The sequence below is a fragment of the Spiribacter salinus M19-40 genome, assembly GCF_000319575.2.
Taxonomy (GTDB): domain Bacteria; phylum Pseudomonadota; class Gammaproteobacteria; order Nitrococcales; family Nitrococcaceae; genus Spiribacter; species Spiribacter salinus.
Genome location: NC_021291.1, coordinates 761,274 through 777,736 on the forward strand (window position 1 = coordinate 761,274; position 16,463 = coordinate 777,736).

17 protein-coding genes and 1 tRNA gene are annotated in these 16,463 nt (G+C 60.9%); 12 read left to right on the forward strand and 6 right to left on the reverse strand.

The window, feature by feature from the left end; translation table 11 throughout:
- Positions 1-13 precede the first annotated feature (13 nt).
- Positions 14-253 (forward strand): hypothetical protein, encoded by a 240-nt coding sequence (locus SPISAL_RS08930; RefSeq protein ID WP_016353148.1) that lies wholly within the window; start codon positions 14-16, stop codon positions 251-253.
- The gene (locus tag SPISAL_RS03815; protein WP_016353149.1) at positions 243-506 is read left to right on the forward strand and encodes a DUF2249 domain-containing protein; all 264 of its coding nucleotides are present in this window, start codon (positions 243-245) and stop codon (positions 504-506) included. Before SPISAL_RS08930 ends, SPISAL_RS03815 begins: the two co-directional genes overlap by 11 nt.
- On the opposite strand, the gene SPISAL_RS03820 is transcribed toward SPISAL_RS03815, so the two are convergent.
- The gene (locus SPISAL_RS03820; protein WP_016353150.1) at positions 488-1,519 is read right to left on the reverse strand and encodes a type I glyceraldehyde-3-phosphate dehydrogenase; all 1,032 of its coding nucleotides are present in this window, start codon (positions 1,517-1,519) and stop codon (positions 488-490) included. The genes SPISAL_RS03815 and SPISAL_RS03820 overlap by 19 nt on opposite strands.
- 80 nt (positions 1,520-1,599) lie before the next feature.
- On the opposite strand from SPISAL_RS03820, the gene SPISAL_RS03825 reads away from it, so the two are divergent.
- The 9 genes from SPISAL_RS03825 (at position 1,600) to SPISAL_RS03865 (ending at position 9,443) form a co-directional block, all read left to right on the forward strand.
- A complete protein-coding gene (locus SPISAL_RS03825; RefSeq protein ID WP_016353151.1) occupies positions 1,600-2,358 on the forward strand; it encodes a VIT1/CCC1 transporter family protein in 759 nt (252 codons plus the stop codon).
- Positions 2,359-2,389: 31 nt separating this feature from the next.
- Positions 2,390-2,857, forward strand: a complete 468-nt coding sequence (locus SPISAL_RS03830; protein WP_016353152.1) for a universal stress protein — start codon at positions 2,390-2,392, stop codon at positions 2,855-2,857.
- Positions 2,858-2,865: 8 nt separating this feature from the next.
- Positions 2,866-3,381, forward strand: coding sequence for a CinA family protein (locus SPISAL_RS03835; RefSeq protein ID WP_016353153.1), 516 nt, complete (start codon positions 2,866-2,868; stop codon positions 3,379-3,381).
- A gap of 96 nt (positions 3,382-3,477) precedes the next feature.
- On the forward strand, positions 3,478-4,530 hold the full coding sequence (gene recA / locus SPISAL_RS03840) for a recombinase RecA (RefSeq protein WP_016353154.1): 1,053 nt from the start codon (positions 3,478-3,480) through the stop codon (positions 4,528-4,530).
- Between the two features lie 5 nt (positions 4,531-4,535).
- Positions 4,536-5,009, forward strand: coding sequence for a regulatory protein RecX (locus tag SPISAL_RS03845; RefSeq protein WP_016353155.1), 474 nt, complete (start codon positions 4,536-4,538; stop codon positions 5,007-5,009).
- 12 nt (positions 5,010-5,021) lie between these two features.
- Positions 5,022-7,625 carry an alanine--tRNA ligase gene (gene alaS / locus SPISAL_RS03850; RefSeq protein ID WP_016353156.1) on the forward strand — a complete coding sequence of 868 codons (2,604 nt, stop codon included), beginning with the start codon at positions 5,022-5,024 and terminating at the stop codon, positions 7,623-7,625.
- Between the two features lie 21 nt (positions 7,626-7,646).
- Entirely contained in the window at positions 7,647-8,924 is a 1,278-nt protein-coding gene (locus SPISAL_RS03855) for an aspartate kinase (protein WP_016353157.1), read from the forward strand.
- Positions 8,925-9,094: 170 nt separating this feature from the next.
- Positions 9,095-9,298 carry a carbon storage regulator CsrA gene (csrA, locus tag SPISAL_RS03860; protein WP_016353158.1) on the forward strand — a complete coding sequence of 68 codons (204 nt, stop codon included), beginning with the start codon at positions 9,095-9,097 and terminating at the stop codon, positions 9,296-9,298.
- A 53-nt stretch (positions 9,299-9,351) separates the two neighbouring features.
- Positions 9,352-9,443 (forward strand) — tRNA-Ser (locus tag SPISAL_RS03865).
- 78 nt (positions 9,444-9,521) lie between these two features.
- Here the strand turns inward: SPISAL_RS03865 and fsa are convergent.
- Genes fsa through icd form a run of 3 tightly spaced genes read right to left on the reverse strand, consistent with a single transcriptional unit; the run spans position 9,522 to position 13,275 of the window.
- A complete protein-coding gene (gene fsa, locus SPISAL_RS03870) occupies positions 9,522-10,178 on the reverse strand; it encodes a fructose-6-phosphate aldolase (RefSeq protein WP_016353159.1) in 657 nt (218 codons plus the stop codon).
- A 34-nt stretch (positions 10,179-10,212) separates the two neighbouring features.
- Positions 10,213-11,955, reverse strand: a complete 1,743-nt coding sequence (gene aceK, locus SPISAL_RS03875; RefSeq protein WP_016353160.1) for a bifunctional isocitrate dehydrogenase kinase/phosphatase — start codon at positions 11,953-11,955, stop codon at positions 10,213-10,215.
- Between the two features lie 15 nt (positions 11,956-11,970).
- The gene (gene icd, locus SPISAL_RS03880) at positions 11,971-13,275 is read right to left on the reverse strand and encodes an NADP-dependent isocitrate dehydrogenase (RefSeq protein ID WP_222821402.1); all 1,305 of its coding nucleotides are present in this window, start codon (positions 13,273-13,275) and stop codon (positions 11,971-11,973) included.
- Positions 13,276-13,453: 178 nt separating this feature from the next.
- Here icd and SPISAL_RS03885 point away from each other — a divergent pair, with 178 nt between their 5' ends.
- Positions 13,454-14,749 carry an ATP-grasp domain-containing protein gene (locus SPISAL_RS03885; protein WP_016353162.1) on the forward strand — a complete coding sequence of 432 codons (1,296 nt, stop codon included), beginning with the start codon at positions 13,454-13,456 and terminating at the stop codon, positions 14,747-14,749.
- Here SPISAL_RS03885 and SPISAL_RS03890 read toward each other — a convergent pair.
- Together SPISAL_RS03890 and SPISAL_RS08655 are read right to left on the reverse strand one after the other, a co-directional pair.
- Positions 14,728-15,954 carry an FAD-binding domain-containing protein gene (locus tag SPISAL_RS03890; RefSeq protein WP_016353163.1) on the reverse strand — a complete coding sequence of 409 codons (1,227 nt, stop codon included), beginning with the start codon at positions 15,952-15,954 and terminating at the stop codon, positions 14,728-14,730. The two genes, SPISAL_RS03885 and SPISAL_RS03890, sit on opposite strands and share 22 nt — an antisense overlap.
- Positions 15,951-16,451: a methylated-DNA--[protein]-cysteine S-methyltransferase gene (locus SPISAL_RS08655; RefSeq protein ID WP_222821394.1), complete on the reverse strand. Its 501-nt coding sequence runs from the start codon at positions 16,449-16,451 to the stop codon at positions 15,951-15,953. The genes SPISAL_RS03890 and SPISAL_RS08655 overlap by 4 nt, the downstream gene beginning before the upstream one ends.
- Positions 16,452-16,463: the final 12 nt, after the last annotated feature.

A 16,463-nucleotide genomic window follows, 5' to 3' on the forward strand; every position in this document is an offset into this window, starting at 1 on the left:
GTGGAGGCCGGCCATGCGGATACTCAAAGATGAGGCGGGCGTTACCTGGCGTATAGATGTGCTCGCTGCCTCCTATGGGGTGGTTTATCTGATTTTTAGCGCGGAGGCTGCTGGGCCGGTGCGCAAAGCACCGATCGATGTTGCCTCCGAGCTCGACGCCAGCGCCGAACTGGTCAAGATGTCAGAGCCTACACTCCAGCAGTTGCTCACCGACTCGACGCCCTTTGAGGAAACATCCCCTCTTGGCTTCTAGCGATCATCCCGAGCCAGCCTATCCCGGGGGTGTGATTGACCTGCGCCTGCATCAAGCGCGGGAGCGGCTTGGGCTTGTTGAACAGGCCCTAGAGACCGTCCGAGCCGGTGAGGATCTCTTGCTCGTCTTTCACGAGCCGCCCGCCCGCCTTGCCGGGCACATTGAGACCCGCTATCCGGGCCGGTTCGAGGTAACACCCGTGACCGAAGGCCCGGAGGTCTGGACACTCCGCGTTCATCCCCGTGGTGATTGATCCAGCTGGGTGAGCTGCAGGGCGATATCGACCATCCGGTTGGCAAATCCCCACTCATTGTCAAACCAGCACAAAAGTTTCACGACGCGGTCGTCGACCACTCGTATCTGTGTGAGATCGACGATGCCTGAGCGTGGGTCATGCGCAAAATCCACTGAGCTGACCGGGTCATCGCAGACGCCGAGTCGATCTCGCCATGTGGCGCTCGCGGCGTCGGTCAGCGCCTGCTCAACCGCAGCCCGCGTGGTGGGTTGTTCGACCACGACAGTGATATCCATGGCGGAAACCGCCGTTGTCGGCAAGCGCAGGTGTGTGCAATCAATTCGGCCCTCCAACTCGGGTTTGAGTCGCGTAATCCCCCGAGCGAGCGCGGTGTCCACCGGGACCATGCCGTTCAGTGCTGCGCGGGTCAGGCGCAGGCTATTGCTGCGAAGGGTGTCCGTCACCGGCTGGTCGTTCATCGCTGCATGCAGGGTCGTGGCCGTTCCATGCCGGAACCCGAACGACGCCTGGAGGATATCAAGGAGGGGTAACAGGCAGTTGGTGGTGCATGACCCGGCTGACAGGATCCGGTGGCTCGAGCGGATCGCTTCGTGATTGAAGCCGTGGATGACCGTGATATCCATATCCGGCGTGGCGGGCTGGGAGAACAGAATCCGTCGTGAGCCCGCATCCAGATGGGCTTGCCCCGCGCTGCGGTCAGCGTTGAGACCGGTGCACTCCAGCACCAGATCGATGCCAAGCGCTTCCCAGGGAAGGTGTGCGGGCTCCTGGCCCGGCAACAGCCGAATGGCCTGGTCGTCGACGATCAGATGGCTTGGGTCATGGGAAACGGCACGCTTGAATGGCCCGTGGCTACTGTCATAACGGGTCAGCAGCGCAACCGCCTCGGGGTCAGCCGGCTCGTTAATGGCGACCAAGTGCAGGGGGGCCGTGTCCGCGCGCTCATGGATCGCCCGCAGAATACTCCGGCCTATGCGCCCATAGCCGTTGATCGCCACGCTTGCGCTCATGTCTGTTCGACGCCCCCGACAAAGAAAATCGACTGTGGCATGCTTGCCTTTTCGCGGCAGGATACGCAGGCGCGGCAGAGATGTCAGATTTGGAGCATAGCCACCATCCCGAGGCCATTCGCCAACGTCTGGACGAGGGCCGAAAGCCCAGTTACCTGCGGGATGCCATCCTGGGCGGTATCGATGGTTGCGTGACCACGTTTGCCGTGGTGGCGAGTGTGGCTGGAGCGGGGCTGCCCGGGTTGATCGCGCTGAGCCTGGGTCTGGCCAGTCTCATTGCCGATGGCTTTAGCATGGGTATTAGCAACTACCAAGGCGTTAAGAGCGACCGGGATGCCGTGGACCAGGCGCGTCGTACCGAAAATCGCCATATCCGCCAGGTGCCGGATGGGGAGCGCGAGGAAATCCGGCAGATTTTTGCGCGCAAGGGCTTCGAGGGAGACGTGCTGGAGCGCATTGTGACCACGATTTCTGCTGATGAGTCGCTGTGGGTCGATACCATGCTGCGTGAGGAGCATGGCCTGGAGCTTGAGGGCGCGAACCCCACGCGTGCCGCGCTCTGGACGTTTGGCGCATTCGTCCTGGTCGGCTCTGTTCCCCTGCTGCCCTTTCTCTTACCCGCCCTGGGTGTCGACATCGCTTTTGCGGTGAGCAGTCTGCTCACCGCGCTAACGTTTTTCGGCATCGGTTTTATGAAAGGCGTGGTCCTGGGCGAGGGACGATGGCGCGCCGGCCTCGAGACGTTGCTAATGGGTGGGGGTGCGGCGATCATTGCCTACTTGGTCGGTGGCGTTTTTGAGCCCATGATCACCGAGATGGGCCTTGCGGTAAGCCGCTAATCCAATTCAACAGTGACGGGAGGAACCCACCATGTCGAAGCGTCCTGCCATTATTCTTGTGCCGGTTGACGGCTCGGACGGCGCCAACGAATCGGCGGCCTATGCCGCCGGTTTGGCGGAGGCGCTTAATGTGCCACTGCGCTTGCTGTTCGCCTTTCCTCGGGATCCGGTCGATATGTTCGGCGTGCCGACCGAGGCGCCCCAGCGCGATGAACTCGAGTACTTCTCGCCGGATGCCTTTGCCCGGCTTCGTGACAGAAGTGCTCGCCAAGCCTTTGATACGGCGCGCCAGGCCATTGGCCAGTCGCAGAACAGCGTTGAAGAGACCATCCTGGCGGGCAGCCCGGCCGAGGCCATCGTGGAGCACGCCGGTCAGACGACAGACCCCATGATCGTCATTGGCAGTCGTGGGCTGAGTGGCTTTAAAGAGATGCTGCTGGGCAGCGTCAGTCAGCGAGTCCTGCACCGAGCGGGTTGCCCAGTGACCGTTGTACGCTGATCGGTTGTATGCAGCCCGCCGATGACGCGCGATTGCATGAGCTGACCGGACAGCTTGCGGAGACGCTCCTTGGGCGCGCGCTACAGCTTGTCACCGCGGAGTCCTGCACCGGGGGCTGGCTGGCAAAGCTCTGCACCGATCGGCCGGGTAGCTCGCGGTGGTTCGCCCATGGGGTGGTGACCTACAGCAATGCGGCTAAACAACGCCTCCTGGGGGTTTCCGAGACGGCATTGGATCAGGATGGCGCGGTCAGTCAGTCGGTTGTTGAGGCCATGGCCTCAGGCGCTAAAGCGGATGATCCCGGTGTCGTGACAGTCGCGATCAGCGGTGTAGCCGGTCCCGAAGGCGGTACCGCTGAAAAGCCGGTGGGTCTGGTCTGGTGCGCCTGGGCCCTACCCGGCGGGCGGGTCATGTCGGCGGCTGAGCAGTTTGCTGGTGATCGGGATGCCGTACGACGTCAGGCGCTCGTCCTGGCCCTGACTGGATTGCTGAGTCGGCTTGGCGAGGCACCGCACACCGGATAATCGGCGTCGATTGCGGACCCGGCGGGGTGGGCGCTCTGCCGGGTCTGTGGGATAATTAAGCTTCTTTTTCGTAGCGTCGCAGGCCAAGGAATCAGCATGGACAACGATCGCAAGAAAGCCCTGGGTGCGGCACTCGGGCAGATTGAAAAGCAGTTCGGTAAGGGTGCGGTGATGCGCATGGGCGACGCCCGTGCCGTCGGGAATATCCCCGTTATCTCGACGGGCTCACTGACGCTTGACATTGCGCTGGGTGTCGGGGGCATACCACGCGGCCGAGTCGTCGAGATCTATGGGCCGGAATCGTCCGGTAAGACAACCTTAACGCTGCAGGCCATTGCCGAGGCGCAGCGCGCAGGCGGGACCGCGGCGTTCGTGGATGCCGAGCATGCCCTTGATCCGGACTACGCGGGCAAGCTCGGTGTGGATGTTGATGAGTTGCTGGTCTCTCAGCCCGATACGGGTGAACAGGCCCTTGAGATCGCGGACATGCTGGTGCGCTCCAGTGCGGTGGACATCGTCGTGGTCGACTCGGTCGCCGCACTAACACCCAAAGCCGAGATCGAAGGCGAGATGGGTGACTCCCACGTCGGGCTGCAGGCTCGGCTGATGTCGCAGGCGCTGCGCAAGCTCACTGCCAACATCAAGCGCTCGAATACCACGGTGATCTTCATCAACCAGATCCGCATGAAGATCGGCGTCATGTTCGGTAGTCCAGAGACCACAACGGGCGGGAACGCGCTGAAGTTCTACTCCTCGGTTCGCATGGATATCCGCCGCATCGGCGCCATTAAGAAGGGCGATGAGGTGATCGGCAACGAAACGCGGGTCAAGGTGGTGAAAAACAAGATGGCCCCGCCATTCCGTCAGGCCGAATTCGAGATCCTCTATGGCGAGGGCATCTCCCAGGAAGGTGAACTCATCGACCTTGGGGTCAAGGAAGGCCTGATCGAGAAATCCGGCGCCTGGTATAGCTATAACGGGGACCGGATCGGGCAGGGCAAGGACAATGTCCGCAATCATCTCAAAGAGCATCCGGCGATTGCCGATGAGCTGCGGCAGGTCCTGCGTGAGCGGCTGCTGCCAAAGCCAGCCGGCGGGCAGACCGACTCCACAGAGGCCGAGCCGAATGAGGCCGATGCCGACGCCTGAGCCCGATGCAAGACGATAACAGTGATGCGGCGGTTCGCGAGCAGTGCATCCGGCTGCTCGCCCGCCGCGAGCACTCCCGCCAGGAGCTGCGTGCAAAATTGGCGCAGCGTGACTATGACCGTGATGTCTCTGATCGGGTACTCGATGAACTGGCCGCTGAGCGTCTTTTAAGTGACGAGCGCTTTACTGAGCAGTTTGTTCGCCAGCGTCTGGAGGCCGGGTACGGCCCGGTCAAAATTCGGGCCGATCTTGCTGAGCGAGGCATCGGCGGTGATCTGGCCGCGCCTCAACTTGATTTGGGCGACGATGAATGGCGCGAGCGCTGTCGTGCGGCCTGGGAGCGGCGATTTGGCGCGGCACCTGGCGATCGCCAGGAATGGGGCAAACAGGCACGCTTTCTGGCCAACCGGGGCTTTAGCGGCGATCATGTAACGCGAGTGCTGGCGCAGGTAAGCGAAAGCGACGACAACACACCTTAAAAGCGAATAGGCATGACAAGAACGAGCGCCGAGATTCGAACCGCCTTTCAGCAGTTTTTCGCCGAGCGGGGCCACGAGGTCGTTCCGAGCGGATCGCTGGTGCCGGGCAACGACCCGACGCTGCTTTTTACCAATGCGGGCATGGTGCCATTCAAAGAGGTTTTCCTGGGGCGGGAAGATCGTCCATATCAGCGCGCGGTTTCCTCGCAGCGCTGCGTCAGGGCCGGCGGCAAGCACAACGACCTGGAAAACGTCGGGTACACCGCACGGCATCACACCTTCTTTGAAATGCTGGGCAACTTCAGCTTCGGCGACTATTTCAAACGTGACGCCATACGCTATGCGTGGGCTTTTTTAACCGAGGTCCTTGAGCTACCGGCGGAACGTCTGTGGGTAACGGTTTACGAAGAGGATGATGAAGCTGCCGCGCTGTGGCTGGAGGACGTTGGTGTCGACCCTGCGCGTTTTTCGCGCATTGGTGCGGAAGACAATTTCTGGTCCATGGGTGATACCGGGCCGTGTGGGCCGTGCTCCGAGATTTTCTATGATCATGGCCCGGAAGTGGCGGGTGGCCCACCGGGGACACCGGAGGAGGATGGCGATCGTTACGTCGAGATCTGGAATCTCGTTTTCATGCAGTACGATCGCGGGGGCGATGGCGCTCTGACGCCGCTGCCAAAGCCCTCTATTGACACCGGTATGGGCCTTGAGCGAATCGCGGCCGTCGCCCAGGGCGTGACCAACAATTTTGATATTGATCTGTTCAAGCGCCTCGTTGCCGCCGCTGCCGAACTGGCCGGTACGCAAGATACCGAAGACAGCTCTCTGCGAGTGATCGCCGATCACATCAGAGCCTGTGCGTTCCTCATCGTGGATGGGATTCTCCCGAGTAACGAAGGCCGCGGTTATGTGTTGCGCCGGATCATTCGGCGGGCCGTTCGCCATGGCTATAAACTCGGAATTGCCGAGCCGTTTTTCTATCGGCTCGTCGGCCCGCTCAATCAGGAAATGGGTGAGGCGTTCCCGGAACTCCCAGCCGCACAGGCAACGGTCGAGCGCGTCCTGCGACAGGAAGAAGAGCGCTTTCGCGAGACCCTTGAGCAGGGTCTGCGGCTGCTGGCTGATGACCTGGCCACCCTTGAGGGTGACACCATCCCTGGTGACACGGTGTTCAAGCTCTACGACACCTTCGGTTTTCCAGTAGACCTGACAGCGGATGTGGCCCGCGAGCAGGGCCTACATCTCGACATGGCGGGCTTTGAATCGGCGATGTCCGCACAGCGTGAGCGGGCGAGAGCGGCCAGCACCTTCCGTGCAGAGTATGGGGGGGCCGCTGATTTCGGGGGCACCACGCACTTTAGTGGCTACGAAGTTAAAGAAGATGCCGCCGAGGTGATTGGCCTTTACCGCGATGGTGGCGCTGTTAACGCCTTACACGCTGGGGAAACCGGGATGGTGATTCTTGACCGGACGCCGTTCTACGCCGAGGCTGGTGGTCAGGTCGGTGATTCGGGGGAATTACTGGCCCAGGGCGTTCACTTCGCGGTCGATGATACCCAGAAGTATGCCAATGCCCGTGGCCATATTGGCCGACTCACCGAGGGTGTTCTGCAGCTCGGTGATGCCGTTGATGCGCGCATTGATCAAGACCGCCGTCATCGGACCACGCTAAATCACACGGCAACGCACCTACTGCATGCCGCGCTGCGGGAGATACTCGGCGAGCATATCCACCAGAAGGGGTCACTGGTCGCGCCCGGTCGCCTGCGTTTTGATTTCTCGCATTTTGAACCGATTGCCACGGATGCCCTGCAGCGAATCGAGTTACTGGTGAATGCATGGATTCGGCGGGATGAGGGGGCGGATATTTTCGAGACCGACTATGACAGCGCGGTCGAGCTTGGGGCGATGGCGCTGTTTGGCGAGAAGTATGGAGACCGGGTCCGTGTTGTGCGGTTCGGCGATTTCTCAACCGAACTGTGCGGTGGTTGCCATGTCCCCCGTACGGGTCGTATCGGCCTTTTCTCGATCACGACAGAGGCCGCTGTCTCCTCCGGCGTCCGTCGGATTGAGGCCGTCACCGGCGAGGCGGCGGTCGAGCAGCTACAGCAAGCGCGTGAGACGCTGAACAGCGCCGCGGATCGATTGAAGACCACACCTGATCAGCTGTTGCCACGCATCGACCAGGAAATCATCAAAAGCCGGGACCTTGACCGCGAGCTCGGGCGTCTGCAGCAGCGGCTTGCCACACAGGCCGGACAGTCCCTTGCGGATCAGGCCGAGGAGGTGGCGGGGGTCAAGGTCCTGGCGGTCAGTGTGGAGTCAGGCGGTGACTCGCTTCGGGAGACGGTGGATCAGCTGAAGAACCGCCTGGGCAGTGGGGTCGTGGTTCTCGCGGCGGTGGCCGACGGTAAGGTCCGTCTGGTCGCTGGCGTCACCAAGGACGTGACTGATCGCATCAAGGCGGGTGACTTGATTAACGTCGTCGCAGAGCCGGTTGGCGGGCGTGGCGGCGGGCGGCCCGATTTTGCCCAGGCCGGGGGTAGTCAACCGGAAGCGGTACCGGATGCATTGAAACAGGTGCTGCCCTGGGTGCGGGCGCGTCTTGAGCAATAACTTGGAGCGAGAAGGTAAAGCATGTCGCTGATTGTCCAAAAGTTTGGGGGCTCATCCGTCGCCAACATCGAGCGCATCGAAAATGTTGCGCGCAAGGCCATGGCCTCACGTCAGGCAGGTCATGATGTGGTGATCGTGGTTTCGGCCATGAAGGGTGAGACGGATCGGCTGACTGAGCTTGCACACGGCGCGGCTCAGGGGCACGGTCCGCGGCCGCGTGAGCTCGACTTGCTGCTTTCCACGGGTGAGACGGTCACGATTTCGCTTGTCACCATGGTTCTGGAGCGTATGGGCGCCCCGGCGCGGTGTTATACCGGCGCACAGGTGCAGATCCTCACCGACAGTGCGTTCAGCAAGGCGCGCATTCAGGATATCGACGCCGAGGTGATCCGCGAGGACCTTGGCGCCGGTCGCATTGTCGTCGTGGCGGGCTTTCAGGGGGTGGATGAGAATGGCTCGATCACCACGCTCGGGCGCGGCGGGTCAGATACGACGGCTGTCGCATTGGCGGCGGCGCTTGGCGCTGATGAATGTCAGATCTACACGGATGTCGACGGGGTCTACACAACCGATCCCAGGGTAGTCCCAACGGCGCGCCGACTTGACCGGATTACGTTCGAGGAAATGCTGGAGCTCGCCAGTCTTGGCTCCAAGGTATTGCAAATTCGTGCCGTAGAGTTCGCTGGCAAATACCAGGTACCACTACGGGTACTGTCGTCATTCGAGGAGGGACCAGGGACGTTGATTACAATGGAAGGAGACAACATGCCCCAGGGCAGTATGGAAGAGCCCTTGATCGCGGGGATCGCGTTCAATCGGGATGAGGCCAAACTCACCATGATCGGTGTGCCGGACACCCCGGGTATCGCCGCACAGATCCTCGGCCCAATCGCAGAAGCGAACATCGAAGTGGATATGATCGTCCAGAACATCAGTAACGATGGGCTGACCGATTTCACCTTTACGGTGAACAAAAGCGAGTACGACCGCGCGCTGGAGATCCTGCGGCATCAGGCGGAAACGCTAGGCGCCCGTGAAGTGTTTGGTGATACCGGGATCGTTAAGCTGTCCCTCGTGGGCGTCGGGATGCGCTCGCATGCGGGCGTGGCGAGTTTGATGTTCGATTCGCTGGCCGCTGAAGGCATCAACATCCAGATGATCTCGACCTCTGAAATCAAAATCTCCGTGGTCGTCGCAGAGAAGTACCTGGAGTTGGGTACTCGCGCGCTTCATCGGGCGTTTGATCTGGATGACCGAAGCGGGAAAACAGTGAGCGTCGAGGGTGAGACGGCAAATTAAGTTACCCCCCATCCGAAGGGGTTCAATTTAACTAGAACGGCAGACAAGGGAGTGTTCAAGCGATACAATTGTCGCCTTCGGTAAACGGTTTCCATGCCGTTTGAAGGATATTTACCTCGCTCTACGAGTCCGAGAGGTAGGTAACACGACAATAATTAGGAGACGGCAGAATGCTCATTCTGACCCGCAGGGTCGGCGAAACCCTCATGATCGGCGACGATGTCGCGGTCACGGTATTGGGTGTCAAGGGCAACCAGGTTCGTATCGGGGTGAAGGCACCGCAGGACGTTTCGGTGCATCGGGAAGAAATCTACGATCGCATTCAGGACGAGAGCGAGAAGCCTTCCGGCTCAGACGATAAGGACAGCGACTGACGCTGGCCGGTTTACGGCCCAAGACCATTGCCGTATCCTCTTCGGTCTCATATGGAGAGGTGGCCGAGTGGCTGAAGGCGCTCCCCTGCTAAGGGAGTAAGGGCTTAATCGCCCTTCGTGGGTTCGAATCCCACCCTCTCCGCCAGACATAAAAACAGGGGCCGCAGGCCCCTTTTTTGTGTCTGACAGAAGCGGGGGTTCGAACCCACGAAGCAACAGGGCCTCACCGAATGATCTTCTGCCCGGTCTTCTGCCAGTCGGCGATAAACGTCTCGAGTCCTTTGTCAGTTAGCGGATGACTGACTAACCCACGAATCACCGCGGGTGGCATCGTGGCGACGTCCGCGCCGGCGAGGGCGGCAGCGCTGACATGGTTCGCTGAGCGGATGGAGGCCGCCAGGATTTTGGTCTCGAAGTCGTAGTTGTCGTAGATCGCGCGAATGTCATAGATGAGCTCCATCCCATCCAGATTGATGTCATCGAGCCGGCCGATGAACGGCGAGATGTAGGTGGCGCCGGCTTTGGCGGCGAGCAAGGCCTGATTGGCGGAAAAACACAAGGTCACGTTAACGGCCGCCCCCTCAGCGCGGAGGACGCGACAGGCCTTGAGCCCCGGTAATGTGAGCGGCACCTTCACCGCGACGTTCGAGGCGATGGCCGCTAGCACGCGCCCCTCTTTAATCATTTCCTCGGCATCGATGGCGGCTACCTCAGCCGAGACAGGTCCATCGACAATTCGGCAAATCTCCCCAACGGTTTCGAGAAAATCGCCACCGGCTTTCGCGACGAGGGACGGGTTCGTCGTCACCCCATCTAACAGACCGTACTCGTTCAGCTCGCGAATCTCATCGATCACCGCCGTATCGGCAAAAAATTCCATCTCAGCTCCTGACGTTCGAATAATCTCTGATCAATTACAGGGCAATACGCTGAGGTGCAACACTTTGGCGTGCATACGGGACGATTTCGGCGACTTCGCCGGACTCCCGACGCTGCTTTACGTCGCGCCAGTATGTCGCTGTGAGCAGATCCGCATGGGCCTCAAGGAAGGTTTGCCGCAGGGCATTGGGCATAGCCAGAAAGCGGATGAACTCCTCGGGGAAGATATCTCGAGGCCCCACGAAATTGCGGGCGCCATGGTCCATGAGCGGGTAGTCCTCGTCCGGCTCGGGTAGCTCAAAGAAATTGCACTCCGTGACCAGCATGACTTCGTCGTAGTCATAGAACACCACGCGCCCGGAGCTGGTGACGCCGAAGTTCTTTAGCAGCAGGTCGCCCGCGAAGATGTTGGTCTCCGCGAGATCCTTGAGGCAGCGGCCATAATCTAGAATCACCCGCTGCGCTTCGGTTGCCTCGACTTCCCGGATGTAAAGATTGAGTGGCCGGACACGGCGCTCGACGTAGGCATGGCGAAAGACCAGCTTGTCGCCTTCCTCGCTGACCGTGTGCCCGGCTTCGCGTAGCAGCTCCTCATGAAGCGCTCCTGAGAAACGTCCGAGGGGCAGCTCCAGATTGCGGAAATGCTGCGTATCGATCAGGCGTCCGGCGTGATCATGGCGTGACACCAGCCGATAACTCTCGTGGACGTCGTCGTGGGTCGTCGTCTTCGGTGGCCGAAAGACATCCCGCATGACTTTGAAGACCAGGTTAAACGAGGGGAGGGTGAATACGATCATGACCAGACCGGGTTCACCCGCGGAATGGACGATGTCGTCATCCGTCCGCTTAAGGTGCTGGATCAGAGAGCGATATCGTTCCGTTTTACCCTGCCGTAAGCGCCCGAGCACGGTATAGAGTTCGTCAATCGGCTTGCCTGGCAGGATGTCATGCAGGAACTGGACGGCCGCAACGACTGAGGTGGGATCCGCGAAGTAGTAGGAGCGTGTGTAAGAGAAGACCACGCCAATCTGATCGGCAGTGACCAGCGTGGCATCGACCTCAACCCCCTCATCGCCGTTGCGTAGGGCAATGACAATCGGTCGGCTACCGTTCTGCAGCCGGATCCGGCCGACGAGATAAGCCCTGGTGCCCTGAAAGAAGTGCGAGTCGATAAACTCAAAGCGCAGACACTGGGCATCGGCATCTTCGCCAATCGCCTCCCGGATGCGCCTTGCCATTGCCACCGCGTCTTTCCCGGAGTCGACATAGACCCGGCGAAAGCGGAAATCCTGAAGGATGGCTTTGCAAGCCCCCTCCAGGTCACCCCAGCAGGGGTAACGGCGCATGGTGAGTGACTCGATCCCCTCTTCGGGTGGTGGCTGGACGAATTCGACCGCGCTATCCACGCCACGGGTCCCAAAGACCCGCCGGGTGATGGAGTTGAAGAAGGTTTTCATGAAGCCCGCGTCGGGCATCGAGGCCACGCGCAGGCCGTAATACTCGCGGATACTGGGCCAGAGGGCGTGGTCGCTCAGTTGCTCTCCCAGGTCTTCGGGTAAGCCGTCGACCGTGCGCCGTACCCATTGTTCATAGAGCTCAATGCGTGCGGCAATGTCTGCCATCTGACCTTTCCAGTCGCGCTGCTCAAATCGACGCGCAGCGCGGCTGGTGATCCGTCGGAACTGCTGGTTGTAGCGCTCAAAGCCTTCGTGGATACGCCGTGCCGCCGCAGCCACCCCAGGCTGTTGCGGTGTCTGTATGGCGGGCTCGGCGTCCACGACCGTGCGCAGCCCCTAGGCCTGCATGCGCTTGACGATGGCCTCGCCGAACTGTGAGCAGCTGACCTTGGTGGCGCCGTCCATGAGGCGAGCGAAGTCATAGGTGACGTTTTTGCTGGCAATGGCCGCATCCATCCCCACGAGGACCAGGTCGGCCGCCTCGCTCCAACCGAGGTGACGCAGCATCATTTCCGCGGACAGAACGATGGAGCCCGGGTTAACCATGTCCTTGCCCGCATATTTCGGGGCGGTGCCATGGGTGGCCTCGAATACGGCATGGCCGGTCTGCTCGTTGATGTTGCCGCCCGGGGCGATGCCGATTCCGCCGACCTGCGCGGCGAGCGCATCAGACAGGTAGTCGCCATTCAGGTTCATCGTCGCGATGACTTCGAAGTCGGTCGGACGGGTGAGCACCTGCTGCAACGTGATGTCGGCGATGGAGTCTTTCACAAGGACCCGGCCGGCTGCGACCGCGGCGTCCTGCTCAGCGTTGGCCGCTTCCTGACCCTTTTCCGCGACAGTCCGCTCCCACTCACTCCAGGTGTACGTCTCTGCACCGAACTCGCGCTCGGCGAGTTCATAGGCCCAGGTGCGGAAGGCGCCTTCGGTGTACTTCATGATGTTGCCCTTGTGGACAATCGTCACCGACTTGCGCTGGTTGTCGATGGCGTACCGAATGGCGGCGCGCACCAACCGCTCCGTGCCCTCGCGGGAGATTGGCTTGATGCCAAAGCCGCATTCCTCAGGGAAGCGGATGTTGGCGTAAGCGGAGGGGAAGTGCTCGGCGAGGAATTGCTTGAACTGCTCGTTTTCACTGGAACCCGCCTCGAACTCGATGCCGGCGTAGATATCCTCGGTGTTCTCCCGAAAGATGGCCATGTCCACCTGATCGGGGTGCTTGACCGGGGATGGCACGCCGTTGAACCAGCGCACGGGGCGCAGGCACACATACAGGTCAAGCACTTGGCGAAGCGCCACGTTAAGTGACCGGATCCCGCCGCCGACCGGCGTGGTCATCGGGCCCTTAATCGAAATCAGGTACTTGCGGATGGCCTCGACGGTCTCGTCGGGTAGCCAGGCACCCAGCTCATTATTGGCCTTCTCGCCGGCGAGCACTTCCATCCAGTGGATTTTGCGCTGGCCGCCATAGGCCTTTTCCACCGCGGCATCCACCACGCGCTGCATGACGGGCGTGATATCAACGCCGATCCCATCCCCTTCGATGTAGGTGATGATGGGGTTATCGGGAACGTTCAACACGCCATTATCAAGGGTGATGGGTGCGCCATCCGCGGGGACCTGGAGTGTGCTCATCGCGATTCTCTCTCCTACTGATAATTCGATCGACTAAGTCGTTATTTTTTCACAATTCTCGGGCCGAAAACAGCGAGAGTCGGTCCTCCCCCGATCTGCGGAACTTGTTCCCTGTCATGGCAGACGGAGGGAGGAGGGCTGTAGTCCACGCCAAACGAGGGCCAGGGAGGTTGTCGTGAGCCAAATGAGGAATGTGTTTATCTTTGGGCTGGATGATTTTCATCGCCGGCAGCTCGCGACGATACAGGGTAGCAAGCAGATCGCGTTTCACCCGCTGCTCAACAAACACGAGGCAATCCACCCCGAGCGGTTTCCCGTCAACGAAATGCTTGAGAAGAGTCGCGCGACGCTCGAGGCTTTTTCCGGCAGCGTGGATGCGGTCTGCACTTACTGGGACTTCCCGACCAGCACGCTGGTACCCATCCTTCGAGAGCGGTGGGGGTTGAGCGGCGCAGGGCTGAACGCGGTCCTGCGTCTTGAGCATAAGTACTGGGCCCGGCTCGAGCAGCAGGCCACCGTGCCAGACCTCATTCCGGGGTTCGCTGCAGTGGATCCGTTCGCTGATGTTCCTCGGGCGGGGCTGACGCTGGATTACCCGTTCTGGCTCAAGCCGATCAAGGCCCACTCGTCCTATCTGGGATTTCGGATTGATTCTGATGCGCGGTTTGATGAGGCGATCAAAAAGATCCGCCGAGGCATCGCGCAATTTGGTCAACCCTTTAACGAGGTGCTCGAAAAAGCGTCACTGCCGCCGGAGGTCTCGGCAGTGGACGGCTATCACTGTATCGCTGAGCAGATCATTAGTGCGGGACAGCAGTGCACGCTGGAAGGTTATGTGTTCGAGGGCGATGTGCATGTTTACGGCATCATTGACTCGATACGCGCGGGCCGCCATCGATCAAGCTTTCAGCGTTATCAGTATCCCTCACAGCTTCCTCGCCGTGTCCAGGATCGGATGATTGACGCGGCGCGTCGAGTAATCACCCATGCGGGCTACGACAACGCGCCGTTCAACATGGAGTTTTTCTGGTCACGGGCAACGGATCAGCTTGCCTTGCTCGAGGTGAATGCCCGTTGCTCAAAATCTCACTCGCCGCTCTTTGTTGAGGTGGATGGCGCGTCTCATTTACAGGTCATGGTGAATCTCGGGCTCGGCGAAGCGCCGGCGTTTCCTTACCGTCAGGGTCAGTCCCCGATGGCCGCGAAGTTCATGTTGCGGGTCTTCCGGCCAGGGATTGTCAGGCGCGTGCCCGAGGCGGCCGATATCGAGGCGTTAAAGGCGCGTTTCCCCGAAGCCGAGCTCCATGTGCTCGTGGAACCGGGGATGGATCTCGATACGCTGCGATTTCAGGACAGCTACAGCTATGAGATCGGGGTGATTTTCCTGGGCGGCCAAAACCAGGCTGATCTCCTCGCCCGATACCGAGAGGCGATACGGATCCTCGGCTTTGAGATTGATCACGCTTCAAAGGCCGCATAGCGCTCCGAGAGCATGGGGCCCACGGCTTTCCAGAAACGGAAAAAGCCATGTGTCGCGTGGGGCCAGACGGTGACATCCCATTCTCTAGGCACTTTGACCAGCCGAATCCCCACAGCTGACAGGATGGGTTCCACAGCGGCGAGGGCATCGGCGGTCGGCCCGGCGGGAACCCAAGGCGTGACGAGCGTTCCGATCCCCGCTGTTTGAAGCAGCTCGACAAGACGATCACCCGCTGCGGTATCCACGAGGTCAATCGGGCCAAGTGCTTGGACACCCGGATTGCGGGTCATCGCATCGACAAGCGCATCGGTGACAAAGCCCTGCACGTGAGCTGATATCGACAGTGGGCTGCGCCATCCAGTCGTCTGCAGGCTTACAACCAGCGGCCAGTGTCTTTCGCCAAAACACGACTCCGGATGCAGGTCCTCCTCGGTGATCAGCAGCCCCGTTGTCTCGCTGAGCTCGAAATCGGGCTCATCCGGGATGGGCTGAAGCGGCGGCCGGTCACTCGCCGGCGGTGCAGGCGCCTCTGCGGCGAGTGAGTCGACGGGGTTAAAGCGCCCATTGGTATAACGAGCGATATTCGACGGACGGGCCAAATAGGTTTTCCCGGCGGTGTGATGACCGGCCACCCAGCGCCACGACAGCGTATTGGACGCGGGGTCGCCGTCGAGGAGGTGGCGCAGGAAAAAGTCCGCGCCGATTGCCCACGGCAGCGCGAGGGTGAATACCCAGATGCTCGCGAACCACATCCGTGCATGGTTGTGCAGATAACCCGTCTGGATGAGCTCATCGACCCAGGCATCGAAGCACTCGATACCTGTGTTTCCCTCCAGCGCGTTGAGCAAAAGCTGGTTTTGCCGTTTGTCCCTCGCGATGCCCGTAAGCGCCTCATCCAACGTCTTTCGGTAGTCGTGCCAATGCACGGGTCGGCGCTCGAGATAGCCCTTCCAGTAACTCCGCCAGCAGACCTCCTGAATGAACTTCTCGGCGCCCGTCAGCCCGTGGACGCGCGCGGCCGCGTCGATCACCTCCTCCTCGGTCAGCAAGCGATGGCGGAGCCAGGGCGATAGCCCAGAGACGCGGTTGTCGCCATTCGGGCCAAAATCATGGTTACGCCAGTCGGTGTAGTCGGCGCCTGCGTGCGGGAGGAATTGGGCAAGGCGGGATTCGCCGGCTGCGCGCGTTGCTTCGAGCGGGTTCATGAAGCCTCCGAATCGGATGCATGCTCACATTCGAGCAGTTGACGTTTCACAGCGGTGCCTGCGATGTAATGGCCCAGCGCGCCATTGTGGCGAATGACCCGGTGACACGGTAGCAGCACCGGCAGTGGGTTGGCCGCTACCGCGCTCGCCACCGCGCGGACAGCGGTCGGCCGACCAACCCACCGGGCGAGTGCCGAGTAGCTGATCGTGGATCCAAAGGGGATGTGCGTTAGGGCCTGCCAGACTGCACGCTGTAGCGCTGTTCCTTGCAGTGCGATATCGAGCCACCCGTCTGCCTGGTGCCAGGGCGATGGCACGGGTTCTGCGGGGCTATACGGTGTGGGGCCGCGGTCGCTAAAGTGCGCTCGGTAGAGTGCGGTTGGCGAGCCCTCAAGCTGCATCCAGCCGCCCGGCCCCTGCCAGTCACGCTGTATCCGCTCTGATGAGCCGCTAACGGGCGTATCCACAATCCGGATGTGCGGCATGATGCCTGGCAATGGGGTCCTCCC

Excerpts from the sequence above, each read along its gene's own strand:
- SPISAL_RS08930 (WP_016353148.1), top strand. The coding sequence starts at position 14 with ATGCGGATACTCAAAGATGAGGCGGGCGTTACCTGGCGTATAGATGTG.
- SPISAL_RS03820 (WP_016353150.1), bottom strand. The coding sequence starts at position 1,519 with ATGAGCGCAAGCGTGGCGATCAACGGCTATGGGCGCATAGGCCGGAGT.
- SPISAL_RS03825 (WP_016353151.1), top strand. The coding sequence starts at position 1,600 with ATGTCAGATTTGGAGCATAGCCACCATCCCGAGGCCATTCGCCAACGT.
- SPISAL_RS03830 (WP_016353152.1), top strand. The coding sequence starts at position 2,390 with ATGTCGAAGCGTCCTGCCATTATTCTTGTGCCGGTTGACGGCTCGGAC.
- SPISAL_RS03835 (WP_016353153.1), top strand. The coding sequence starts at position 2,866 with ATGCAGCCCGCCGATGACGCGCGATTGCATGAGCTGACCGGACAGCTT.
- recA (WP_016353154.1), top strand. The coding sequence starts at position 3,478 with ATGGACAACGATCGCAAGAAAGCCCTGGGTGCGGCACTCGGGCAGATT.
- SPISAL_RS03845 (WP_016353155.1), top strand. The coding sequence starts at position 4,536 with ATGCAAGACGATAACAGTGATGCGGCGGTTCGCGAGCAGTGCATCCGG.
- alaS (WP_016353156.1), top strand. The coding sequence starts at position 5,022 with ATGACAAGAACGAGCGCCGAGATTCGAACCGCCTTTCAGCAGTTTTTC.
- SPISAL_RS03855 (WP_016353157.1), top strand. The coding sequence starts at position 7,647 with ATGTCGCTGATTGTCCAAAAGTTTGGGGGCTCATCCGTCGCCAACATC.
- csrA (WP_016353158.1), top strand. The coding sequence starts at position 9,095 with ATGCTCATTCTGACCCGCAGGGTCGGCGAAACCCTCATGATCGGCGAC.
- fsa (WP_016353159.1), bottom strand. The coding sequence starts at position 10,178 with ATGGAATTTTTTGCCGATACGGCGGTGATCGATGAGATTCGCGAGCTG.
- SPISAL_RS03885 (WP_016353162.1), top strand. The coding sequence starts at position 13,454 with ATGAGGAATGTGTTTATCTTTGGGCTGGATGATTTTCATCGCCGGCAG.
- SPISAL_RS03890 (WP_016353163.1), bottom strand. The coding sequence starts at position 15,954 with ATGAACCCGCTCGAAGCAACGCGCGCAGCCGGCGAATCCCGCCTTGCC.